The sequence below is a fragment of the Corynebacterium renale genome (assembly GCF_002563965.1).
Lineage (GTDB): Bacteria > Actinomycetota > Actinomycetes > Mycobacteriales > Mycobacteriaceae > Corynebacterium > Corynebacterium renale.
This window is the reverse complement of sequence record NZ_PDJF01000001.1, coordinates 1,710,862-1,734,575: the sequence shown is the minus strand read 5'-3', so window position 1 is coordinate 1,734,575 and position 23,714 is coordinate 1,710,862. Positions and strand designations below refer to the sequence as shown.

Annotated in this window: 23 protein-coding genes; 5 read left to right on the top strand and 18 right to left on the bottom strand. The window is 55.3% G+C overall.

Going from position 1 to position 23,714, the window contains the following annotated elements:
* Window positions 1–2 precede the first annotated feature (2 nt).
* Both recA and ATK06_RS08100 read right to left on the bottom strand, forming a co-directional pair.
* Window positions 3–1,130: a recombinase RecA gene (gene recA / locus ATK06_RS08105; RefSeq protein WP_048379200.1), complete on the bottom strand. Its 1,128-nt coding sequence runs from the start codon at window positions 1,128–1,130 to the stop codon at window positions 3–5.
* 183 nt (window positions 1,131–1,313) lie between these two features.
* Complete coding sequence (locus ATK06_RS08100; protein ID WP_048379202.1) at window positions 1,314–1,520, bottom strand: DUF3046 domain-containing protein; 207 nt, start codon at window positions 1,518–1,520, stop codon at window positions 1,314–1,316.
* A 95-nt stretch (window positions 1,521–1,615) separates the two neighbouring features.
* Between ATK06_RS08100 and ATK06_RS08095 the strand changes: the two genes are divergently transcribed.
* Genes ATK06_RS08095 through ATK06_RS08085 form a run of 3 tightly spaced genes read left to right on the top strand, consistent with a single transcriptional unit; the run spans window position 1,616 to window position 3,579 of the window.
* Window positions 1,616–2,221 (top strand): biotin transporter BioY, encoded by a 606-nt coding sequence (locus ATK06_RS08095; protein WP_048379204.1) that lies wholly within the window; start codon window positions 1,616–1,618, stop codon window positions 2,219–2,221.
* Window positions 2,222–2,251: 30 nt separating this feature from the next.
* Entirely contained in the window at window positions 2,252–2,968 is a 717-nt protein-coding gene (locus ATK06_RS08090) for an energy-coupling factor ABC transporter ATP-binding protein (protein ID WP_048379206.1), read from the top strand.
* Window positions 2,965–3,579 (top strand): energy-coupling factor transporter transmembrane component T family protein, encoded by a 615-nt coding sequence (locus ATK06_RS08085; RefSeq protein ID WP_053072610.1) that lies wholly within the window; start codon window positions 2,965–2,967, stop codon window positions 3,577–3,579. The genes ATK06_RS08090 and ATK06_RS08085 overlap by 4 nt, the downstream gene beginning before the upstream one ends.
* 4 nt (window positions 3,580–3,583) lie before the next feature.
* Here ATK06_RS08085 and ATK06_RS08080 read toward each other — a convergent pair whose 3' ends face one another.
* Complete coding sequence (locus ATK06_RS08080; RefSeq protein WP_048379210.1) at window positions 3,584–4,417, bottom strand: PspA/IM30 family protein; 834 nt, start codon at window positions 4,415–4,417, stop codon at window positions 3,584–3,586.
* Window positions 4,418–4,587: 170 nt separating this feature from the next.
* On the opposite strand from ATK06_RS08080, the gene ATK06_RS08075 reads away from it, so the two are divergent.
* Window positions 4,588–4,989, top strand: a complete 402-nt coding sequence (locus ATK06_RS08075) for a helix-turn-helix domain-containing protein (RefSeq protein ID WP_083985893.1) — start codon at window positions 4,588–4,590, stop codon at window positions 4,987–4,989.
* 62 nt (window positions 4,990–5,051) lie between these two features.
* On the opposite strand, the gene ATK06_RS08070 is transcribed toward ATK06_RS08075, so the two are convergent.
* From ATK06_RS08070 to ATK06_RS08010, 13 genes are all read right to left on the bottom strand, one after another.
* Window positions 5,052–5,594 (bottom strand): CinA family protein, encoded by a 543-nt coding sequence (locus ATK06_RS08070; RefSeq protein WP_231913512.1) that lies wholly within the window; start codon window positions 5,592–5,594, stop codon window positions 5,052–5,054.
* Window positions 5,594–6,187, bottom strand: a complete 594-nt coding sequence (gene pgsA / locus ATK06_RS08065) for a CDP-diacylglycerol--glycerol-3-phosphate 3-phosphatidyltransferase (RefSeq protein ID WP_098389160.1) — start codon at window positions 6,185–6,187, stop codon at window positions 5,594–5,596. Before pgsA ends, ATK06_RS08070 begins: the two co-directional genes overlap by 1 nt.
* Window positions 6,188–6,319: 132 nt before the next feature.
* A complete protein-coding gene (locus ATK06_RS08060; protein ID WP_048379214.1) occupies window positions 6,320–7,330 on the bottom strand; it encodes a TerC family protein in 1,011 nt (336 codons plus the stop codon).
* A gap of 234 nt (window positions 7,331–7,564) precedes the next feature.
* Window positions 7,565–10,714: an FtsK/SpoIIIE family DNA translocase gene (locus ATK06_RS08055; RefSeq protein WP_098389159.1), complete on the bottom strand. Its 3,150-nt coding sequence runs from the start codon at window positions 10,712–10,714 to the stop codon at window positions 7,565–7,567.
* Between the two features lie 85 nt (window positions 10,715–10,799).
* On the bottom strand, window positions 10,800–11,441 hold the full coding sequence (locus ATK06_RS08050; RefSeq protein ID WP_098389158.1) for a TIGR03085 family metal-binding protein: 642 nt from the start codon (window positions 11,439–11,441) through the stop codon (window positions 10,800–10,802).
* An 88-nt stretch (window positions 11,442–11,529) separates the two neighbouring features.
* The gene (locus ATK06_RS08045; protein WP_098389157.1) at window positions 11,530–13,644 is read right to left on the bottom strand and encodes a ribonuclease J; all 2,115 of its coding nucleotides are present in this window, start codon (window positions 13,642–13,644) and stop codon (window positions 11,530–11,532) included.
* A gap of 2 nt (window positions 13,645–13,646) precedes the next feature.
* On the bottom strand, window positions 13,647–14,552 hold the full coding sequence (gene dapA, locus ATK06_RS08040; RefSeq protein ID WP_048379224.1) for a 4-hydroxy-tetrahydrodipicolinate synthase: 906 nt from the start codon (window positions 14,550–14,552) through the stop codon (window positions 13,647–13,649).
* Window positions 14,553–14,621: 69 nt separating this feature from the next.
* Entirely contained in the window at window positions 14,622–15,245 is a 624-nt protein-coding gene (locus ATK06_RS08035) for an FAD-dependent thymidylate synthase (protein WP_169916281.1), read from the bottom strand.
* A gap of 100 nt (window positions 15,246–15,345) precedes the next feature.
* Window positions 15,346–16,092, bottom strand: coding sequence for a 4-hydroxy-tetrahydrodipicolinate reductase (gene dapB, locus ATK06_RS08030; protein WP_048379227.1), 747 nt, complete (start codon window positions 16,090–16,092; stop codon window positions 15,346–15,348).
* Between the two features lie 166 nt (window positions 16,093–16,258).
* On the bottom strand, window positions 16,259–18,589 hold the full coding sequence (locus ATK06_RS08025) for a polyribonucleotide nucleotidyltransferase (protein ID WP_098389156.1): 2,331 nt from the start codon (window positions 18,587–18,589) through the stop codon (window positions 16,259–16,261).
* A gap of 179 nt (window positions 18,590–18,768) precedes the next feature.
* The gene (rpsO, locus tag ATK06_RS08020) at window positions 18,769–19,038 is read right to left on the bottom strand and encodes a 30S ribosomal protein S15 (RefSeq protein ID WP_048379231.1); all 270 of its coding nucleotides are present in this window, start codon (window positions 19,036–19,038) and stop codon (window positions 18,769–18,771) included.
* 93 nt (window positions 19,039–19,131) lie between these two features.
* A complete protein-coding gene (locus ATK06_RS08015; RefSeq protein ID WP_048379233.1) occupies window positions 19,132–20,100 on the bottom strand; it encodes a nucleoside hydrolase in 969 nt (322 codons plus the stop codon).
* A gap of 68 nt (window positions 20,101–20,168) precedes the next feature.
* Complete coding sequence (locus tag ATK06_RS08010; protein WP_098389155.1) at window positions 20,169–21,194, bottom strand: bifunctional riboflavin kinase/FAD synthetase; 1,026 nt, start codon at window positions 21,192–21,194, stop codon at window positions 20,169–20,171.
* Window positions 21,195–21,265: 71 nt separating this feature from the next.
* Between ATK06_RS08010 and truB the strand changes: the two genes are divergently transcribed.
* On the top strand, window positions 21,266–22,159 hold the full coding sequence (gene truB, locus ATK06_RS08005) for a tRNA pseudouridine(55) synthase TruB (protein WP_048379235.1): 894 nt from the start codon (window positions 21,266–21,268) through the stop codon (window positions 22,157–22,159).
* Between the two features lie 28 nt (window positions 22,160–22,187).
* Here truB and ATK06_RS08000 read toward each other — a convergent pair whose 3' ends face one another.
* A complete protein-coding gene (locus ATK06_RS08000) occupies window positions 22,188–22,886 on the bottom strand; it encodes a 4'-phosphopantetheinyl transferase family protein (RefSeq protein WP_098389154.1) in 699 nt (232 codons plus the stop codon).
* Window position 22,887: 1 nt separating this feature from the next.
* Complete coding sequence (locus ATK06_RS07995; protein ID WP_048379239.1) at window positions 22,888–23,706, bottom strand: metallophosphoesterase family protein; 819 nt, start codon at window positions 23,704–23,706, stop codon at window positions 22,888–22,890.
* Window positions 23,707–23,714: the final 8 nt, after the last annotated feature.

The following is a 23,714-nucleotide window of genomic DNA, read 5'->3' as shown; positions in this document are numbered from 1 at the left end:
CACTAGGCCTTCGCGTTCTCGCTTGCTTCAAGGTCGTCTTCATCATCAAAATCCACGTTTGGGACCATGTCGACTGGCTCATCGCTCAGAGCATCATCCTGGTTTGCGTACTCACCAACACCAAGCTTCTGCAGAATCTTCTGCTCGATTTCATCGGCCAACGCTGGGTTGTCCTTCAGGTTGAGGCGGGAACGTTCCTTACCCTGCCCCAGCTGGTCACCGTTATAGGTAAACCACGAACCGGCTTTCTTCACAATGCCGTTTTCTACACCCATATCGATAATCGACGATTCACGGGAGATTCCTTCGCCATAGATGATGTCGAACTCAGCAATCTTGAATGGTGGGGAAACCTTATTCTTCACGACCTTGAGACGAGTGCGGTTACCTACCGCATCTTGTCCATCCTTAAGTGTTTGGATACGGCGGACGTCGCAGCGTACGGAAGAGTAGAATTTCAAAGCCTTGCCACCCGTGGTGGTTTCCGGCGACCCGAACATCACACCAATCTTCTCACGCAGCTGGTTAATAAAGATTGCGGTGGTGCCAGAGTTGTACAGCGCACCGGTCATCTTGCGAAGCGCCTGACTCATAAGGCGAGCTTGGAGACCGACGTGGCTGTCACCCATTTCGCCTTCAATTTCTGCCTTCGGAGTCAAAGCGGCGACGGAGTCAATGACGATGATGTCGATTGCACCGGAACGAACAAGCATGTCTGCAATTTCTAGAGCCTGCTCACCGTTATCCGGCTGGGAAACCAGGAGCGCGTCCGTATCCACGCCAAGTTTGCCAGCGTAATCTGGGTCAAGTGCGTGCTCAGCATCGATGAACGCTGCGATGCCACCCTCTTTTTGGGCAGAAGCAATGGCATGCAGAGCCACAGTAGTTTTACCGGAAGATTCTGGACCGTAGATTTCCACGATGCGCCCCTTTGGAAATCCGCCGATTCCGAGAGCCACATCGATGGCCGTATTGCCGGAAGAAATTGCGCGGACGGGCGGGCGGTTTTCATCGCCAAGCCGCATAACGGCTCCCTTGCCGAAGTCCTTCTCGATCATCGAAAGCGCTGCGTCAAGAGCCTTCTGGCGATCGTCACCAGCAGCCTTCGTGGTTTTCTTCTTCGTAGCCATAATTTCCTTTCATCGCTGCCTACAGCAGCCAACTTTATTTACGTTACGCGGTTAATCTATTAGACGCCTGCACGGTCGTGCAGGTTCCCTCCGTACTTCTGCCACACACTAACGGAACGGGCAGACACGCCAAGCACTGACAGCCACCATACACAAACACGTGTTCGAGGGCAATCGGCCCAACTACTCGTCGCGACCCAACCGGCGGTCGGCCGGAACCTCAAAGTCATCGCACAATTGACCCCATACGCGATTAGGGTCTACGCCATCGTCGATAAGCTGCTCCGCGGTTCCGCCTAGCCCGGCTAAAAAATGTGAGTGATAAACAAAGTCCGCTTTAACCGTGCCAAACTCATCTTCGATTAATTGAAAAAATTCCGCTAGACGCATAGTCGCGATACTACCCTTTCTCCGGCAGAGCTAACGGAGACCACCATGTACCCCCATTTTGGAGGTTGAACATTGTTCAATGTAGCGTGTTTTTCATGTCAAACACTTCACCGAACAATGTTCAAGATCAATCTCGCCGTCGCCTGACTGACCTAGCATATTGCGCCGTATTCGCTGCCCTGATTATTGCATTGGGCTTCCTTGTTATCCCCGTCGGATCCGCGGGCATCCCCATCGTTTTGCAGAACGCGGCCATTATTGGTGCTGGTCTCGTGTTAGGACCGCGTCGCGGTTTCTGGACAATCGTAATCTTCTTCGCCCTCGGCCTCGTCCTCCCAGTATTGGCTGGCGGACGCACTGTCCTAGCAGCTTTAGCTGGCCCTTCAATCGGCTACCTTGTCGGATACTTTGTGTCAGCGGTAGTTGCGGGCGCCATCGCATACACTGCCCCTCAGGGTCGAGATAAAGCCGTTCAGCGCGTCATCATCGTCATCGTCGCTGCTTTTGCCGGCCTGCTGTTTCAGTACGTCCTAGGGGCAATCGGCCTGATGTTCCGAGCAGACATGAACGTGGGCGCTGCTGCCGCCGCCCAGCTACCGTTTATCCTTCCCGATAGTGGCAAGCTGGTCGTTATGATTATCGTAGCTTTGGCAGTTCACGCAGCTTTCCCAGCTTTGCGCCAACCAGCTGCACGCGCCTAAACCCTTCAATTCCCTCTCACCCAGGACATTATGCCCACCCTCACACTTCGCGACGTATCTCTCACCGTTCCCGAGCGCACAATACTAAAATCAATCACCCTTAAGTTAAGCGAACACCGCATCGGGATAATTGGGGCGAATGGCTCCGGTAAATCCACGTTGGTTCGTTTATTTAATGGCCTTGTCTCCCCCACCCAGGGTGAGGTGCTTCTCGACGACATCAACGTGGTCAGCCATCCCAAGAAAGCGCGCGCGAAGGTGGGTTTCGTGTTTTCCGACGCGGAAAACCAAATCATCATGCCACGGGTATACGACGACGTGGCATTCTCGCTGAAAAAACAGAAATTAAGCTCCATCGAAAAGGATGCCCGCGTCCTTGAAGCTCTACAACACGTCGGTCTGGAGGGGCACGCAGACGATTCTCCCCACACTCTCTCTGGCGGGCAGAAGCAACTTTTAGCGCTATCTGCTGTCCTCGTTGCGCATCCAGATATCATTATCGCAGACGAGCCGACGACCCTTCTCGACCTGCGCAATCGCCTAGCGCTCAAAAAGCGTTTCATGCAGCTCCCACAACAATTAATTGTGGTCACGCACGATCTTGAGTTCCTGTCTGGATTCGACCGCGTTCTATGGGTTGACGAAGGACGTGTCATCGAAGACGGCTCCCCTGAAGAAGTCATCGCACAGTACGTGTCGAAGATGCACGAAACTGACCGTCTCGAGGATGAAGGATACGTTCAGTGAATCCTGCGGGTCTTCCTTTAGGACACTATGTTCCCGGTCCGAGTCCGATTCACAATGTCGGGCCAGGGTTGAAACTGTTGTCCCTCGTGGTTTTCATCGTCGTCGTCACGTGGTTCAACACCTCTTGGTGGGTTTTGCTCGTTGCTGCATGTTTACTGTCTGCTGGCTATGCGCTGGCGCACGTTCCGGTTAACGTTGCGTGGAACCAATTCCGGCCACTACTGCCCATTCTGATCCTGCTTGGGGCGTTTCAGTGGTGGCAGAACAGTTGGCAGTACTCCTTGTCTGTAACTGTCGGACTGGCCTTATCTGTAATGGCAGCATGCTTGGTCACGTTGACTACCACAATCCCCCAGCTTGTGTCAGCCATTGAAAAGGCAGTCGCCCCGCTGGGCAAACTGGGCGTTCCAGTCGGCAACGTGTCGCTTGCTTTGATGCTTACCATCCGGGTTATCCCGCTAGAATTTAAAATTATTCACGACGTCATGGAAGCTCGCGCTGCCCGTGGTGCAGGGTGGAGCATACGTGCTGTTTTTAGCCCCGTTCTTATTCGTTCCATCAAAAAAGCCCAGGACCTCAGTGAGGCTCTCTGGGCTCGAGGGGCAGAGTAGTTAATTACTCGCCACGTAGTTCCCGCATACGCTGCTGGACTGCGTCATGCGAAACCTGGGGCTGGGAGGACTGGCCTTCGCCGAGCGCCTGCTGCTTCTGGTTTTCTACCGCAGGAGTATTACCGTTCATCTCTGCACGAATTTCTTCTAGACGGGAGTGACCAGCCATTCGCACCGAAGAATGCTTGACCTCGTTCATACGAGCTTCAACTGAATTCTCAGCCAGTTCCGCCTGCCCAAGAGCATTAGCGTAACGACGCTCAATCTTGTCGCGCACCTGATCCAAATTCGGCGAAGCATTGTTGGCCAGCGAATTCATCGAGTTTACTGATTCTGCAACCTTCTCCTGCATCTTCGCCTGCTCAAGCTGGCTAAGGAGCTTAGAACGTTCTGCAACCTGTTCTTGGAGCTTCGCAGCGTTACGTTCTACTGCCTGCTTAGCTTGCTCTGCTTGACGCAATGCCTGATCGTGCAGAGTCTTCGTATCCTCCACAGATTCTTCAGCCGAAACAAGCTGCACCGCAAAAGCCTCTGCTGCGTTTTCATATTCCAGGGCCTTCTGCTCATCACCTTCAGAGCGGGCCTTGTCCGCAAGCTTGAGAGCCTGGCGAGTGTTGGCCTGCAGTTTCTCAATGTCAGTGAGCTTTCGGTTCAACTGCATTTCGAGCTGCCGCTGATTGCCGATAACAGCAGCAGCTTGCTGTGAAAGCTCGCGATGTTGTCGCTGAGCTTGCTCCATGGCCTGCTGGATCTGAACCTTAGGGTCAGCATTTTCTTCGATCTTGTTATCGAACAGAGCCATGAGGTAGTTCCAGAGCTTCTTGAACGGATTAGCCATGGTGAAAACCACTCCTTGAATACGTATAAATCGATTTTGTTCCAGAGTACCGCGCCTTATTCTACAGTGACGAACCCGTGGCACATGGTTTGTGTAACTCCACTGAGCTGCCAAAAATTTCTTTGGCTCTGATGGGAACAAATTCTGTGCACTAACCGTTATACAGAATGATGGCTACTCAAACTTCTCTTTATGCACGCCCGCACGGCACCTCCGCCGAGGTTATGGGCGCGGTCCGCTTCCCCGAACCATTGTTGCGGGAAGCTTTAGGCGAAGCACTCCGGTCCTTCCGTGCAGAAAAGCACACAACTTTACGTCAATTGGCCAAGGCCGCAAACGTCTCGCCAGGATACATTTCAGAACTCGAACGTGGCCGCAAAGAGGTATCTTCGGAGCTGTTGGCCTCGATTTGTTCAGCGCTCGATGCGAGTGTCGCGGATGTTCTCATCGAAGCCGCGTCCACGATGGCTCTGGCAAACGTGAACGTGTCTGCAGAACTCAATTCACCTACTGCACCGCGCGAGATTTCCGCACAAAAGATTGAGCGACCACTTGCTATGGTCAACGGATAGAATCCTATCTTGCAAAGAAGCCGGAGCTGTACGAAAGCTCAGGCTTCTTTAGCGTTAAGGGCTTACAGGCTATTGAGAAGTACAGTAAGGCCTGCAAGGACCGCAGCATTCCGGATATCTTCCCGACCGCCCCTGAGACGCTCCCCCACTCCCAGTACGGATGCTGCAGTGTATGACCTAGTGTCCCCTGGACCAGAAATACCAACCCAGACTTCGCCGACAGGATGCCCATCTTGGCCCGCCGGCCCGGCAACTCCAGTGAAACTAAGCGCCCACGTGGATGCACACTTCTCGCGCGCACCAGATGCCATATAGCGGGCGGTGACGGCGGAGACTGGACCCTCAGAGTCCAAGACGTGGCGCGGAACGCCTGCCAGTGAGTTCTTCAACGCGGTAGCGTACGTTATAAGGCCACCACGAAAAACAGCAGAAGCACCCGGGATAGAAGCTATCGTCGCGCCAGCGAGTCCAGCGGTGAGTGATTCACAGGTGGCAACCGTCTCGTGCCGCTCAGACAGTGCTGCGACAAGCTCTTGGGCGGTAGATGTTAAATCATTAGATCGAACTCGGTCGTTCCCGTTGGATCCCATGCCCTGGCCAGGCATTAATTATTCACCTTTCGCGCATCCACGAGGTACTGGATACCGGTAACTACCGTAACCACCACGGCAATCCACATCACGATGTCCGTTGGGATATCCAGCCACGAAGGAAGCGGGCACAGGTACATCCCTAGGCCGAGCGCTTGAAGCGCGGTTTTTATTTTTCCGCCGCGGCTTGCAGGGACAACAACGCCACGTCGCAAAGCAACCATGCGCCAGAGCGTGATACCAAGCTCCCGAATGACAATGAGCACAGTAATCCACACAGACATAGCGCCGATCGCATTCAGGCATACCATCGCTGTGATGGTGAGCGCTTTGTCAGCAATCGGATCGGCGATCTTGCCAAAATTAGTCACCAGACCACGGGCACGAGCGATGTCGCCGTCGAGCTTGTCGGTAATCATGAGCGCCACAAATACGCCGAAAGCCGCCCACATCCATGGGAGATGCTGATTATCGCCCCGCAAAACCAACCAAGCGAACAGTGGAATAAATATGATGCGCAGGCTAGTGAGAATATTCGGCAAGTTCCAATTTGAGACCTGCTGCGGTGCGTCGTGTGCACCACCCGCTTGGGGTTTCGTCTGATTCATATCCTGAGCACTCACACTGGCAACTGTACCTTCATAATTTTTTTGCCGTCACACTGCCTAAAAATTTAGCCCCGCGCAACCACCTTAATATATGACGATGAAGGGGTCTCGCGGGGCAGAGCCTCGGAAATTTTAGGCGGGTTCCGATTCCTTAATTGTCTTAGTCCCTCGCCTATCCCTAGCTGATTTAATCAGCGAAGCTATCACTGTGACCGTCAGGATGGCGACGATTACACCAAGCGAGATAAGCGTTGGAATCTCTGGGACGGAAACATCATCACCGCCGTTAATAAACGGCAGGTTGTTGTTGTGAAGAGCGTGCAGAAGCAGTTTCACGCCGATGAAACCGAGGATGAGAGAAAGGCCGTAGGACAGATAGACCAGGCGATCCAGCAGGCCATCCAACAGGAAGTACAGCTGACGCAGCCCCAGCAAAGAGAACGCATTCGTGGTGAATACGAGGTAGGCCTCCTGGGTCACGCCGTAAATCGCAGGAATCGAATCCAGGGCGAACATCACGTCGACCACACCGATAGACACCAGCGCAATCATTAATGGGGTGAAGTGCTTTTTACCCTTCTTGTGGGTAATCAGGTGATCACTTTCGTAGTGATCGGTAACCGGGATGACCTTGCTAACCAGCTTCACCGCCACCATGTCCTTGGGATCTTTTGGTGGGGCATCCTTGACTTCGTCGACAAGCATCTTCACTGCTGTAAAGATGAGGAAGATCGCAAACAGGTAGAAGACATCCGACCATGCATTAATAATCGACGCACCCAGGAGGATAAAGATCAGGCGGAAACCAAGCGCCAGCGCAATACCAATGAGCAGAACTTTCTGCTGATATTTTCTGGGTATTTGAAAAGCCGCCATAATAAGCGCGAACACGAAGAGGTTGTCGACGGACAACGATTTCTCCAGGATGTAACCAGTAAAGTACTCGATGCCGTGCTGGTGATCCCAAACAATCCAGACAAAGACGCCGAAAATCACCGCAAGTGCGATGTACACCACGGACCACGTCGCCGATTCTTTCATCGTCGGCTCGTGTGGGGTGCGCACGTGCGAATAGAAATCAAAAACGAAGAATCCAAGAATTACCACGATGGTGATAATCCAGACCCACAAAGGCACACTCATATGCAAAGACCTCCGGTCTACGGAATGAATACTGACCGGAGGTCTCCCCCGCCTGCTGTCCAGGCCGGCACGACCGGGAAGCGTTTAACTTCCGTGTTGACGATCAATGCCGTTTATAGGGTACTCCCCTCCATGGGGTGCCACTATATACTAATTTGCTCGCCCCGACGCATATACGCAGGCAGGTCGCCGCATTAATGCTTTGCGACGACCTGCCTTTCGGTTTCCATTGCTCTAGAAGGCTCCGGAGGTTGGGTTATACGTTGCTTGGACCACCTCAGGGGAGTCAGGTTCAGCGGAATCGCTTTGAGGCGTATCACCGGTTTCCTGGACTTCCTTGGGTGCTTCAGCTGGGTCGGCACCCTTGATGAGCCACAGTGTTGTCTCCAGCTCCTCAGGTTTGACCAAAACTTCGCGGGCTTTAGAACCTTCGGACGGCCCCACGATGTCGCGGCTTTCCATCAGGTCCATAAGGCGACCCGCTTTAGCAAAACCGATGCGCAACTTACGCTGGAGCATCGACGTGGACCCAAGCTGCGATGTCACAACCAACTCGACAGCTTCGAGGAGGTCGTCCATGTCCTTGCCGATGTCGTCGTCAATCTGCTTCTTCACCGGCGCCTTTTCCTCCGTCACACCTTCGGTGTAATCAGGCTGCGCCTGAGCCTTAGCAGCATCAACAACTCGCTGGATTTCCTCATCGGTGACGAATGCACCTTGCAGTCGCTGTGGTTTGCCAGCCCCCTGCGGAATGAACAGAGCGTCGCCCATGCCAATCAACTTCTCCGCGCCGCCTTGGTCGAGGATCACGCGCGAATCCGTGAGCGAGGATGTCGCAAACGCCAGACGCGACGGTACGTTGGTCTTGATAAGGCCGGTCACGACGTCCACAGATGGGCGCTGCGTCGCAAGCACCAAGTGAATGCCTGCTGCACGAGCCTTCTGAGTGATGCGCACGATGGAATCTTCAATTTCCTTCGGAGCTGTCATCATCAAGTCCGCCAACTCATCGACCACACACACGATGAACGGGTACGGGCGGTATTCACGCTGGGAGCCCAATGGCGTCTGGAATTCCCCGGTCCGGATCTTTCGGTTGTAATCCTTGATGTGACGAACGCGGGCGGACTTCATGTCCATGTAGCGCTGTTCCATCTCCTCGACCAACCACTGGAGGGCCGCTGATGCTTTCTTCGGCTGCGTAATGATAGGCGTAATCAGATGAGGGATGCCCTCGTATGGGGTAAGTTCAACCATCTTGGGATCGACCAAAATAAGGCGAACTTCTTCTGGGGTAGCGCGCGTAAGCAAGCTAATCAACATCGAGTTCACGAATGCGGACTTACCGGAGCCAGTCGAACCAGCCACCAAAAGGTGGGGCATCTTTTGGACGGACGCAGCGACGAAGTCACCTTCAATGTCCTTGCCCAAACCGATGAGCATCGGATCCTTGTCCGCCATGACCTCAGGCGCTTCGAGAACGTCCGCAAGGCGGACCATTTCGCGATCCGCATTAGGGACCTCAATACCCACAGCGGATTTGCCGGGAATCGGGGTAAGTAGGCGGACATTGTCGGTGGCGACGGCGTACGCCAAGTTGGACTGAAGATTGGTAATCTTTGAAACCTTCACACCCGGGCCAAGCTCAACTTCGTAACGCGTCACTGTTGGACCGCGCGAGAAGCCCGTGACGGCGGCGTCGACCTTGAATTCTGCGAAGACTTCGGTAATCGCTTCAATAATGCGGTCGTTGGCTTCCGAGCGCGTCTTCGGTGGTTCACCTGCGACCAGAAGTTCCGTCGACGGCAGATCGTAATCCATCGGTTCAATGATGCGCGCCGACGCTTGCTGATCTGCAGCCACCTCAGCAGGAACGGGTTCAGATGGGATGACCGCAGTCGAATTTTCAACTGGGGGTGTTGGCACGGGACGTGCAACGGGGGCCGTAGGCGCCGGACGTGAGGCCTGCTCACGGACTGGCTCCACCTGCTGCACGGGCACCGCGTCATCTTCGGGGACGACAGGGATTTCCCCGGTCTCTTCGACGTCGTGTGCTTGTGGCGCATCCTGTGGAGTGACTTGTCGGGCCGACTTCTCTAATTTTTCTGCCGGCGCCATGTCGAACAGGGTGTGGTTTTGTGCGTCTTCGTCGGATTCCTGGCTGCTGAAAGTCACGCGACCTGCTTCAGCTGCTTGTCGACGTCCCACTGTCGCCGCACGCCCGTCGTCTACTGGTCGCGGCGCTGGGCGGCGACGCGGGTTGGTAGGCGGAGCCACCCGCACACGCGCGCTAGGTCGTGGAACCTTCCTGCCTTCGAGCTGGGCGTCGACATGGGAGTACGGATCGTCATCAATGTCTGTGTCATCTTCATCTGTAGCGTCGCCGCGGAGTTGTCGGAACCAGCTCATGAATGCGTCGTAGGTTTGGCGCACTGTCACGCCCGCAGTCTTGAGTGCTCCGTAGATGATAAAGAGGATAAGAATCGGGATTGCTACGCCTTGTAGTCCTGCGGCTAAGACTCCGCCGGTATAGGCACCGATAGCTCCACCAGCTACCCTTCGCTCCTCCCATGAGCTCGGGTTGCCAGCAAAAACGTGGATGAGGCCGAGCATTGCAACGACGATGATAGTCACGCCCACGGCTTGACCAGCCGCACCGTGAACGCGCTCACCTCGTTGCAGCATCAACGCGATGGCGGATGCCACCAGCGCAATAGGAAGGACGAACGCACCAGCGCCGATGATCGAATGCGTAATCATCGCGATGAATTCGCCAACTGGGCCTGCGATGTCGAGCCATACCGACGCGCCTAAAACAGCGGCCAGACCGATAAGTGTCAAACCAATCGCGTCGGAATGCTCATCTAATTTTTCCCAGATTTGGTCAACTATTGACTCCTCATCATGACTATCGAAGTCCTGGTCTTCCACAACCCTCGTGTCTTCGTCAGTTGCGGAAAGCGTCCCTGACTCAGTTGTTTGTTTCCGGCGAGATCCGAACAAGCCAAACCTTTTCTTTCTTGTTTGTGAAGACCCGGTGTCTTCTTCGTCGAAGTATGCGTCTTCAAAATCGACGCCATCATATTCTTCGCCGTTTCCGCGCCCCGCAATTTTTCGCGTCAGCCCTCCAAAACCTGAAGCAACAGACGAGAACGCAGATGCCACCCCTTGGCTCACTTGCCGAACCGCAGAACCTGTCCGTTCGTCGCTAGTTCCGGCTGCACGGAACGCCGCGGTGGGCGGATACTCGTCTGTGTAGCGAGACCCACCTGCCGCAAAATCAGACGAAATTACTCCTCGGCGACCCGCAGGCCGCGAGGAGTTGCTCGTGTTATCCCTGGAGGATTTTCGCTTCCGCCGAGAGCTGGATGGAGACACAGTCATGCGCTAAACCTTAGTACTGAAAGTACCAAGTTTCACATTCGCCACACCACTTCACCCGACAAACAATAACAACAGGCAGTCAAGCCTATATGCCTGACCGCTTCAGGGAATCCACATCGCCACTAACAGTGACGTGGCATGCACTCCGGCCTGCGGCCCACAACAAAATCTCTCCTGCTTGACCTGCCACACGCACTACCTGGTCCCCTTTATGTGCGACACCTTGGCCTCCACGGATAGTGACTGGACGTGCTCCATCGGGTAGCAAGATAATAGGGGTTTGCGATCCCCGCAAAGTCATCTTCGCGAACATAGTGGCGGCAGAAAATAGCTTTTCATTGCTGTGCTCACTGAAATCACGTGGCGGCGGCACTTCCCCGCCGTGCGCTGCCCTCCCCCGGCGCACGTCTTCCAGGTGGATAAAGTGCTCGGCCGCGTTAGCTTGGGCATCAATGAGCTTAAACGGCGATAAAGTTGGCGGGCCAGATGCCCATTCTTCGACAACTTCGTCGTAATCGCGATCTTTCACCCCATCCATCGTGGATTGGAGGTGCGCCTCCAAGAACGGCAGAAACATCCCGGCAATAGCGTCCATCCGCCGCTCCCGCACCCATAGGTGCGCCGCTAAATCACGGGTAAGCCATCCTTCACATAGTGTGGGTTGGTCAGGGCCAACTTCATGGAGTATCTGGGCTAGACGGCGACGTTCTGCAGCTGCAAAAGACATTGTTGCCACTATACGCGGAAAGCCCAAGAAGCTTCTCGGAAGAAGCTACCTGGGCTTTATCTCCAGAACTTAGGAGTTCTAGTGCATGTTATTGGGACTCTCGTGAGTTCTGGACATCGGAATCATCGTTGTGATCAATGTCTCCGGTCATCGGAACGACCGTCGGCAGAATCATTGGCTCACGACGCCACTTCTGCTCGACAAAGCGTGAGACCTTGCGTCGCAGCTGCTGAACCATACGGTATGGGTCATTTTCCCCTTCGGCTGCGAGATCATTCATGACCTTTTCCACGAGCTCGCGTACTTGCGGGACCATGTCCTTATCGTTGTCCGAGTAACCGCGGGTTTCCACCGTCGGAGTCTCAAGCAGACGCGAGGTCCGGTTGTCGATAACCGCGGTGATGTTGATGAGACCACCTTCAGACAGCGAGGTTCGGTCTGCAAGAACATCACTATCGACCTCGCCCATCGTGGTGCCATCGACGTACAGGTGTCCGACTGGGAGTTGGCCTACGACCTTTGCACGGCCGTTGACAAGGTCAACCACAACACCATTTTGTGCCAACACCGTGTGGTCGCGACGCACGCCAGTAGAAATAGCTAGTTCCTTGTTCGCACGGAGGTGGCGCCACTCGCCGTGAACAGGCATGACGTTCTTCGGCCGGGCGCAGTTGTACAGGAATAGCAACTCGCCAGCGTAACCATGGCCTGAAGTGTGGACGCGAGCATCCTTACCAGTGACTACAGTCGCACCAATCTGCGCGAGCATGTTGATGACACCGAATACAGCTTCTTCATTACCCGGAACGAGAGACGAAGAAAGGATGATTAGGTCACCTTGCCGCACCGTAATCTGACGATGCTCACGACGCGCCATGCGTGACAGCGCAGCCATCGGCTCGCCCTGAGTTCCGGTAGTGATGAGAAGGACCTTGTGGCCCGCCATCTTGGAAGCCTCGTCCATGGTGACAATGGTTCCACGGGGAGCCTTCAGGTAACCCATCTTCTCCGCAATTTCCATATTGCGAATCATGGAACGGCCAGTGAAAGCAACCTTTCGACCCGCTTCCACCGCCGCATCCACAGCAGCCTGCACGCGGTACACATTCGATGCGAAGGACGCCAAAATGACGCGTTGCTTGGCATCCTTGACAAGGCGCTTAAGCGTAGGACCGATTTCGGCTTCCGACGGCGAGAAGCCTGGAGTCGTGGCATTCGTAGAGTCCACAAGCATCAGGTCCACGCCTTCGTCGCCGTAACGGGACAGTGCAGGCAAATCAGTGGGCTTGCCACCGATAGGGGTCTGGTCCATCTTGATATCACCGGTCATGACCACTTGGCCTGCACCGGTCTTAATCACGATGCCGAGGCAATCAGGGATGGAGTGGTTTACATTCCAGAACCGAACGTTGAATGGGCCGCGGTTTTCCTCGGAATTTTCGTTGACTTCAATGAGGTTCGGACGCTGCCGGTGTTCCTGGCACTTAGCTTGGATGAGCGCCGCGGTGAAGCGTGAGGCAAGGATTGGGATATCCTTGCGCAGCTTCAGCAGCCACGGGATGGCACCGATGTGGTCTTCGTGTCCGTGTGTGATCACGAGTGCATCAACGAGGTGCAGTTTCTTCTCAATCGGACCGAAGTCGGGGAGGATCAAGTCCACGCCTGGTTCGCCCGAGGATGGGAAGAGCACGCCACAGTCTACGAGGAGGAGGCGACCGTTGTACTCGAAAACGGTCATGTTACGACCGATTTCGGAGATACCGCCGAGTGCGTAGATACGCAGGCCGTTCTTCGGTGCCTTAGGTGGTGCAGGCAGTCGCTTGGTCAGGTCTGCGCCCTGCATGGACTTCACTGGGTTACGGCGATTGCCATGGTTACCACCATTGCCACCGTTTCCACGGGAGCCTCGGCCACCGCGGGAACGTCCACCGCGTGAGCGGGAGCGGCCACTCTCGTTGTTGGAGTCGCCACCACGGCGTCCCCGCTGAGAATTATTCTGTTTCTCGGACTTCTCAGATTTTTCAGTGTGCTTTTCCCCGGAATGATTACGCGAATCACCCGCGTCTGCATTGTGTGCAGCGCGGGTGTCGGCAGACTCCGTGGTGTTAGCGTCCGGTGCTTGGAATACCGGAGCTGCGTCCCGGGCTTCCGGTGACCCTGACTTGCGGGTGACCTTCCGGGAACGGTTACGGGATTCTGTCATAGCTATAGAACTTCTGCTTTCTCCATATCGCGGCGAAGCTCCTCAATCTGATCTGCAGTTGGTGCTACGACCGGAAGTCGTGGCTCTCCAACCTCTATGCCTTGGAGACGCAGGCCTGCCTTCGCAAGCGTGACGCCACCAAGGCGCGCCTGAGCGCGGACCAGGGGGTTGAGTTGAGCATTGATTTCTCGTGCGCCGACGAGATCGCCTTCATTAAATCGGTTATACAACTCACGAAGCTGACGAGGTGCCAGGTGACCGATGACTGAAATGAAGCCGCTTGCCCCTAAAGAGAGCCATGGGAGATTCAGCGGATCGTCACCCGAATACCACGCCAAGCCAGTTTCATCCATCAGCTGAGTTGCTTGGGTGATGTTTCCTTTTGCATCTTTCACAGCCTTTACCGTGGGTAACTGCGCCAAAGTTTTAATAGTTTCTGGTGCTAGTTCTATACCGGAGCGGCCAGGGATGTCGTAGAGGCAAATAGGTACATCCGTTGCATGTGCAACAGCGGTGAAGTGTTCAACGACGCCACGTTGTGATGGCTTCGAGTAGTAAGGGGTCACCACGAGCAGTCCGTCTGCGCCCGCATCAGCGGATGCTTTAGCCAATTCGACGCTGCTTCGAGTGTTATTCGTCCCGGCACCGGCGATGAGTTTCGCACGGTCCCCTACTTCGTCTTTCACTTCTGAGAGCAGGCGCAGCTTTTCTTCCACGGAGGTCGTGGGAGACTCGCCGGTAGTTCCAGCGAGGATTAGTGCGTCGCAGCCGTTATCAACCAGGTGCGCGGCAAGCTTTCGGCCAGCTGCTACATCAAGGTCACCGTTCTTATCAAACGGGGTGACCATTGCTACTGCAACTGTGCCGAAAATGTCGGACCCGATCTTCGCTGTCAAACCTGTACTCATGACTCTTGAGGTTACCCGCTTTGAGCCAAAAAGGTAACAACGGGGCTGAGGTGGCGCGGTACAGCCTACTTATTCAAAAATATGCGGTTCATCTTTGACGTTCGGAAAAACGTGTGGTGCATGTTCGTGTAGGAGGTCACTGACCTTTTCGGCCAACGCAACTATTTCCTTGTCGTTGTAGGACGCTTCGGCATCGGCGCAGAACTCGCGCCACGCGTGTAGTGTTCCCGTCATCACGATTTGTGTTGCCATTCCTTGTGGCTGAACCAGCCGTGATGCTTGTTGAGCTCGAATATTATGCAGGACGGGGTTGGTATCGGCGCTGCGATTATGGTTCAAGGCACCGGTAAGTTCGTGCGCTGCGAAAGCGGCGTCGTCAGCTGCCCCGAGGACAAGTGAATCCAGGTGATCGTCGTGAAGCACAGTCTCCGGGACTGTTGCCTGTTGCTCTGTCTCGGTCAGCGATGGCTGTGTGATTGAAAACGCGCGATTTTTTAATAGCGTATGGGAGGCAGCCCAGCTTAAACCGCGTATCCACATGGTTGCACTCGCATGCTCAAGGAGTTCGGTACGTCGCATTTCCAGGACTGTGCGGACGAAGGATTCCTGCGAGCGCATGTGCGCGGGTACTGCTTCCGGGTTCTCCACTGCTCTATGCGCCACGCGGCCGGCAAATTCCACCATTGTTTCCATGGTGGTCGTTCCTTTCGGCTGCCACGCCGTATGCGGTGGGATGGCAACGTGTGTCCAGCCGATGAGTTCAACCGAGAGCTTTTCTACCCGCGCCATCTCGTTATAGCCCCAGGTAGGAGTCCAAACCTACAGTGAGACCGAGGTTCTCGGAAACGTTACGAACCCCCAGTAGCACCCCAGGTACGAAGGAAGTACGGTCGTAGGAATCCTGCTTGATAGTCAGGGTTTGACCTTGGGTCCCGAAAATAACCTCTTCGTGGGCATTCATCCCCTGCATGCGGACGGCATGAACAGGAATACCTTCAACAAACGCTCCCCGCGCCCCGTCGAGGGACTGTTCCGTTGCATCGGGAGCGGGGTCCATGCCGGCTTCTCGACGAGCGGCAGCAATACCCTCCGCAGTGTGAACAGCAGTACCTGAAGGTGCATCAAGCTTGTTGGGGTGATGGAATTCGATGACTTCAGCGGATTCGAAGTACTTCGCAGCCTGGCGAGCAAAGTGCATCGTCAACACGGCAGAGATCGCGAAGTTTGGTGCAATAAGCACTCCCACCTCAGGATTGTCTTCGCACCAAGCGCGTACCGTATCAAGACGCTCTGCTGTGAAACCGGTTGTTCCTACCACCGCATGGATGCCGTGCGAGATGTAAAATTCCAGGTTATCCATGACAGCAGCTGGGATAGTGAAATCAATAACCACCTCAGCGCCAGAGTTGACCAATTCTTGCTTATCGTCGTCGTGGTCGAGGGCTGCTACGAGTTCAAGATCGTCAGTTGCTTTTACGCCTTCAACCATTGTTGCGCCTACCCGGCCTTTAGCACCCATTACAGCTACTTTGATTGCCATCTGCACTCTCCTTCAATTTTTACGAACGCAACCCATTGTAGGCATGCAACACGGCGAGCGGGCCACGGCTGTCCTGGAAATGCATATAGCCACCACCTGAACATTTCAGGCGGTGGCTATACAGATCTACTGCGTGACGTCATCCACTAAGGATACATCGGCTGGATTAGTCCTCATCCTCTTGAACAGGAACCAGGGAAATCTTGCCACGGTTATCGATGTCTGCGATTTCCACCAAGATGGTATCGCCAACATTGACCACATCTTCAGTCTTCTCAACGCGCTTACCGCCGCCGAGCTTAGAAATGTGTACCAAGCCGTCACGGCCCGGGGTCAAAGAGACGAATGCGCCAAAAGCAACGGTCTTCACGACTGTGCCCAGGTAACGCTCCCCCACCTTCGGCAGCTGTGGATTAGCAATGGCGTTGATCTTTTCAATCGCCGCGTCTGCGCCTTCACCAGTTGCAGCAGAAACGAATACAGTTCCGTCATCCTCGATGGAAATCTCGGCTCCGGTTTCCTCAGTAATCGAGTTAATCGTCTTACCCTTCGGGCCGATCAGTTCACCGATCTTGTTTACCGGGATGGACAGGCTAGTGATCTTCGGAGCAAACGGGCTCATCTCGTCTGGGCCGTCAATGATCTCTGCCATCGTATCCAGGATGTACAGGCGAGCATCACGAGCCTGCTGCAGGGCATCAGCCAGAACCTTCGACGGGATACCATCGAGCTTGGTGTCCAGCTGCAGAGCGGTAATGAAGCCACTAGTGCCGGCGACCTTGAAGTCCATATCGCCAAACGCGTCTTCCGCACCCAAGATGTCGGTAAGCGCAACGTATTCCTTCTTACCGTCAACCTCACCAGAGACCAAGCCCATGGCGATGCCAGCTACCGGATCCTTCAGGGGCACACCGGCATTCAACAACGACAGCGTGGAAGCACACACAGAGCCCATGGACGTCGATCCGTTAGAGCCCAGTGCCTCGGACACCTGGCGGATCGTGTACGGGAAGTCCTCGCGCGTAGGAATTACCGGCAACAGCGCACGCTCAGCCAACGCACCATGACCAATTTCGCGGCGCTTTGGAGAACCAACACGACCGGTCTCACCAGTGGAGTATGGCGGGAAGTTGTAGTGGTGGATGTACCGCTTGGACTTCACTGGAGTCAAGGAATCAATGTGCTGTTCCATCTTGAGCATGTCCAAGGTGGTAACACCCAGGATTTGGGTTTCACCACGCTCGAAGAGCGCGGAACCGTGAGCGCGCGGAATCAGGTCCACTTCGACACCCAAATCGCGGATGTCCTTGACACCACGACCGTCGATACGGAAGTGGTCACGGAGAATCATTTCACGCACAATTTGCTTCATAAGTGCGTTGTACGCAGCGCGGATGTTCTTGGAAGCAGCTTCCTCGGTGAGGTCTTCGTCTGCAGACAGGATGTCGTCGATAAGCGCTTCTTCAACCTCAACCATGTATTCATTGGTTGCGTCGTCGCGGTCCTGCTTGCCTTCGATGGTCATCAGCGACTTCAGCTTCTTCGCAGCACGCTTTTCCACCTTGACGAATACGTCATCGGTGTAAGCCGGGAAGAGCGGGAACTCACGGGTTTCCTTTTCCACATTCTCCGCGAGCAACGCCTGTGCCTTACACAGCGCAGCGATAAATGGCTTCGCCGCCTCGAGGCCCTGTGCCACGATCTCTTCAGTCGGAGCCGGAGCGCCGTCGGCGATGCGTGCAACCACGTTTTCACCAGCGCCAGCCTCGACCATCATGATCGCGACTTCATCCTGAGACGACTGATGTCCACGACCGCGTCCGCGACCACGGCCGCCCTTCTCGCCCTCGACGATGCGTCCTGCGACGACGATGTCAAAGAGCGCTTGCTCGTGCTGTTCCTGGTTAGGGAATGCTACCCAGGTACCTTCTGGATGATCCTCATCTGCGATGAAAGCCATGCGCACGCCACCAACTGGGCCCGAAACAGGAACACCGGACAGCTGCGTTGCAGCGGACGCGCCGTTGATCGCTACGACGTCGTAGTACTCAACAGGATCCTGGGAGAGGACAGTAACAACAACTTGAACTTCGTTGCGCAGGCCCTTAACGAAGGTAGGACGCAGCGGACGGTCAATCAGGCGACACGCCAAGATGGCATCCGTGGAAGGGCGCCCTTCGCGGCGGAAGAAGGACCCCGGTATACGGCCTGCGGCGTACATACGTTCTTCCACATCGACAGTCAGCGGGAAGAAGTCAAGATTTTCACGCGGCTGGCTGGATGCCGTGGTGGTTGCCAACAGCATCGTGTCTTCGTCCAGATACGTGGTCACGGAACCGCCAGCCTGGCGTGCCAACTGGCCGGTTTCGAAACGGATCTCACGGGTACCAAAATCCCCGTTATCCAGAACTGCTACGGCCTCATAAATACCGTATTCTTCGTCATGGTGGAATTCCACCTTATGGTCTGCGTGGTGAGCATTGTTTTGCTTAGCCAAAAGAAAAGCCCTCCTGAATTAGGCCTTAGTAGTGTGGCGATCGTCGGTGCCGCCATTTTCGATTCACATCGTTTGAGTGACAGGCTCATACTAGCAAAAGAAAATCCCCAGTACAGCCCTCAGCCCGCACGGGCTGGGTTGTACTGGGGAAAAGGAAAACCTTTTGCAGGTGAGCGCTCTTAGCGGCGCAGACCCAGGCGAGAAATCAGATCACGGTAACGGTCGACGTTGGTGTCTGCCAGGTACTTCAGCAGACCACGACGGCGGCCAACCATGAGCAGCAGACCACGACGGGAGTGGTGATCGTGCTTGTGGAACTTCAGGTGCTCGGTCAGGTTGTTGATACGCTCGGTGAGCAATGCAACCTGAGCCTCTGGGGAACCGGTGTCCGTCTCGTGCAGGCCGTACTCAGCCAGGATCGACTTCTTCTTCTCAGTGCTCAAAGCCATGAGTATTCTCCTTGAATTATTTCAGTCCACATGAAAAATCGCCGTGACCGGCGCGGTGGCACTGCTGTGGACCGCAGTTACCAAAACCGCGTGCTATTTTAGCACACTTCCGATGCGCTGCATGAATTCTGCAAGGAATCGGTCTACGTCCACCGCAACTGCTGCTCGGGCTGTCTTGTGCGGATCGTTGAGTCGTTCCTCATCCCCAATGGTGCGTCCGCGCGTTTCGCCTTCAACGTCGACTTTCAGGTTGATGGGCAGCAGGGTCACCAAGCTGGGATCAACTGCGACCGCAACCGCCAAAGGATCGTGGAGCCCACAGCCGCCCAGGTATGGTGCCGTAGTTTCGTAGGCCTTGATGTAGTAGTCCGTCAGATCCGCATAAGCGTGTGCGGCATCGGTGCCCAGTGCACGCCACTTCTGCGTATCGGAATAGGTCAGCAAGGTTTGCAGGGTGACGTCAAGACCAATCATGGTGACATCAGACGCGGTGCGGAACAAGGTATTCGCAGCATCTGGGTCCTGGTTAATGTTAGCTTCTGCCCAGGGCGATACGTTGCCCGGAACCGTGAGGGCACCACCCATGATGACAATCCGTGCATGCTCCGCGAACGTAGGATCGGCCTCGATAGCGTGGGCCAGATTTGTCATCGGACCGGTGGCAACAATTACAAGGTCATCTCCATGTTCGCGGACGGCGGAGGTAAGGAATTCGATTGCGTCGCCATCTTCTGGCTGACGCTTCGCATCCGGCAACTCGACCTCACCGATGCCGTTTTTGCCGTGAATGAAGGCAGAAATCTCCAGGACTTCAAATCCATCCTTTTTCACAGCATGCGGCTTGCCTGCATAAACTGGGATATCGGTGCGTCCCAGGAGCTCGAGCAATGCGAGGTCGTTGCGCACACCGTCGGCAGTCAGGACATTTCCGTACGTTCCTGTCACACCAATAAGTTCGACTTCGGGTGAACCAAGCGCGTATGCGATAGCGAGGGCATCATCAACGCCAGTATCGACGTCGAGAATCATCTTGCTCGGGCGTGGCTTGTCAGTTGTGGTCATGGGGGCTCCTTTACATGAGGTGTGTGCCTGCAACGATACAACGCCGGAGGCAGTCACGCGGAGCCTGCTTAAACAGCAGAGCCTTCCGCGGGGTGGTTGCTCAAGATTTCTCGCACTGTTTCAACGTCGCGGGCCATGTTCTCCAAAAGTTGCTCGACGGAGTCGAACTTGACCATGTCGCGGACCCTATCCACGAATTCCACGCGTGCGGAATTCCCATAGAGGTCAGCGTGTTTATCCAGGACAAAGGATTCGACGCTACGCGGGTCCGCGCCGAAGGTTGGGTTCGTCCCAACGGATACCGCGGCCATGTACGGAACTCCGGGTTCCATGTCGCCGTCGATAGGCTGCTTATCGACGACAGTCAACCACGCGGCATACACTCCGTCGGAAGGAAGCGCCATTGATTCTGGGAAGTACAGGTTGGCCGTCGGGTATCCCAATTCTGCTCCCCCGCGGCCAGCACCGTGCACAATTTTCGAGGTCACACTAAACCTCCGACCGAGAACCCATTGTGCGCCACGCACGTCGCCTCGTTCCAGATATTGCCGAATCATCGAGGAACACAAACGAGCCGCGTCAGGCTCTTCAGTGATGCATGCAGCGGAATCCATAGGCGGACAGTCTTGCAGCAGGTCTATAACCTTCACGTCAACACCGTATTTCACGCCCAAATCCCGCAGCGTCTCCGTGGTTCCTTGCGCATTTTGGCCAAAGGTAAAGTTCTCACCCACGAACACTGCTTGAGCTTTCAACGTGTCCAAAAGTAGGGAGCGGAAGTACATTTCCGGGGAAAGCCCCGCCAACTCGTTGGTGAAGTTGATGACCAGTACGTGGTCAATACCTAGGGTTTTGGCGTATTCAGCGCGTTCCGACACCGTTGTAAGTTGCGGTGGAGTTTTCTCTGGCAAGAACACTGCAATCGGGTGTGGGTCGAAAGTAACCAGCACCGAAGGAATTCCACGTTCATGAGCCTCTGCTACGGCCGCAGAGATAAGCGTTTGATGTCCGCGGTGCACGCCGTCAAATACACCGATTGTTGCCACGCACCCCGGAAAATCCGACGGTACAGCGATTTGTCCTTGCCACATCATCACGTGTCCACAGTACTAGTTTTTGTTTGCCTTTTGTTTTCACAGGTTCGGCGCCGGTTAGGATGGTGGCCATGTCTGATTCTCTCGCATCTTCGGGTCTCGTTGTCGTCGATAAGCCTCAGGGCATGACTTCTCACGACGTAGTGGGCAGGATTCGTCGCATTATGGGCACCAAAAAGGTGGGACATGCAGGGACTCTTGATCCGATGGCCACCGGTGTTTTGGTCCTCGGCGTGAATCGCGGGACCAAGTTCTTAGCCCATCTCGTAGCAGAGACAAAGAGCTATGCTGCGACGATGCGGCTGGGGGCAGCGACAGATACTGACGATGCTGAAGGTACCGTCCTGCATTCGGCTGGCGCGGCAAACCTGACAGAAGATGATGTGCGCGCGATACTGCCCGATTTCACTGGAGATATCATGCAGCGCCCAACGCAGGTCTCAGCGATCAAGATCGATGGGAAGCGAGCGTACCAGCGCGCCCGCGACGGTGAAGACTTCGAGATTCCTGCTCGACCTGTAAACGTCAGCCGTTTCGAGATATTGACCAGTCGCCGGGATGGCGAGTTTTTGGACGTGGATGTCGAAGTCGATTGCTCCTCCGGTACCTATATTCGGGCGCTGGCCCGAGATATCGGCGCACGGTTGGGCTGCGGCGGCCACCTGACTGCACTGCGCCGCACAGCCCTGGGACCAATCACTATCAACGACGCGCTCAGTCTGAAGGAATTGGAAGAATCACCGCGGTTGAGCTTGACCATGGATCAAGCCCTGCCCCGCTTCTACCCCACACTGCCAATTACTGCCTCGGAAGCGGAGGCTTTGAGTATGGGCAAGTGGCTAGATCCCAAGGGCATTTCCGGGATCCACGCGGCTATCGCACCGGACGGCAGGGCTATCGCACTGGTAAAGGAAAACTCCAAGCGCTTATCGACGATCTTCGTGGCACGCCCGTCGACGCTGTGATAAGGGCTTTCACGTTCGGCGCTCAGCGCTATACGTTGAGATACCGGTAGGAAGATACCCGCTCGATGGTTGCAGTCACGATCAGATAGCCTTCCACGCTTGCCCACCTTCCGACGACCAATGGCACCGGTGTCGGGCGCACCAACAAATAAGCAACAAGCGTGCCATCTGCGCGGATATCAATTTCTGCCTGATGGAAATCCAACCAGCGTTCCGTAATTGGGAACCAGGCCTTATAGAGAGCCTCTTTTGAGCAGAAGAGGAGCCGGTCGGGATGAGCAATCCCATGTTGACGCAATTGCTCGAACTGACGTTGTTCGCCAGGGCGTGCCACGATATCTATGATTTCTTCAGGAAGTTCCTGGTCGGGCTCAGCGTCCAAACCGATCGACCGGATATGGCTCGTAGGCACGACCACAGCTGCACGAAGTCCATTCGTGTGCGTCATAGACCCAGCGAAACCGTCCGGCCACAGCGGCATGCCCCGTGTACCACGCAAGATTGGGGTTTCTTCGCTGTATCCTAATTCCGCCAAGGCCTGGTGGGCGCACCAGCGTGCGTCACCAAACTCAGCTTTGCGGGCATCCACTGAATGCGCAACGAGAGTGCGTTCCAACGGGTGGAGGCCATCATAGTTTTCCAGATTGAGCTGATCGTGCTTGGCATCTTTGAGGGTGCGAACATAGCAATACGCGGAGGACTCGGGGAAAAGGCGCTTGGGTAGCATATCAATCCTCTCCTAGCCGCATAACGGGATATGGCCACGGTTGCGCTTGTCGGGCTGGCTCTACTTCCCGCCGGCGCCACTCACGCGGATACCCCAGGGAAACCTCGATGTGTTCGACCCCGTCAACCTCAATCGTACGTGGCATGTGCAAGTGCCCGTAGATAACTGCCCGCGCCCGGTACCGCACCGGCCAGGTTCGCGTATGCCGCGTACCGCACCACAATGCGAGTTCGGAAAAACGCAGCGCCATCGTAGGCTCCTGAACAAGTGGCCAATGGTTCACCAATATCGTCGGCCCCGTCACCTTGGATAACCGCCGAATGGAATACGTTAGGCGCTCCCAACACCATGCGCGAATGTCCACGAACGGTGCAATTGCGAACTCGTCATTCATCACCACGTGCTTCGCCCGTGCTTGCGCGACCGCCTCTTCAACCGTGAGACCCGCGACGCGAAAACTATAGTCGTACAACGTAAAAAGGGGGACAATCGTCGTATCTCCGAACACTGGGTATGGGTCTTCAGGAGTTATGACACCCAGCTGACGGCAGCCGTCGACAAGCTCATAATACTTATCGCGCCCCTTACGCTCGTCGCTGCTGCGCGAAAACAACTCGTGATTTCCAGGCACCCAAATAACTTGCGCGTAACGACGAGCCAACCTCCCCAACACCTTCAAGACCACATCGGTGCGCTCGGCAACATCACCCGCGACGATTAACCAGTCCTCCGGGTTCTCAGGACGTAAATTTTTAACCCGCTCCCAGTTCGGCTGTGCAGCGGCGTGCACATCCGACACAGCCCACAAGGTTGCTGCCACACGCCCTC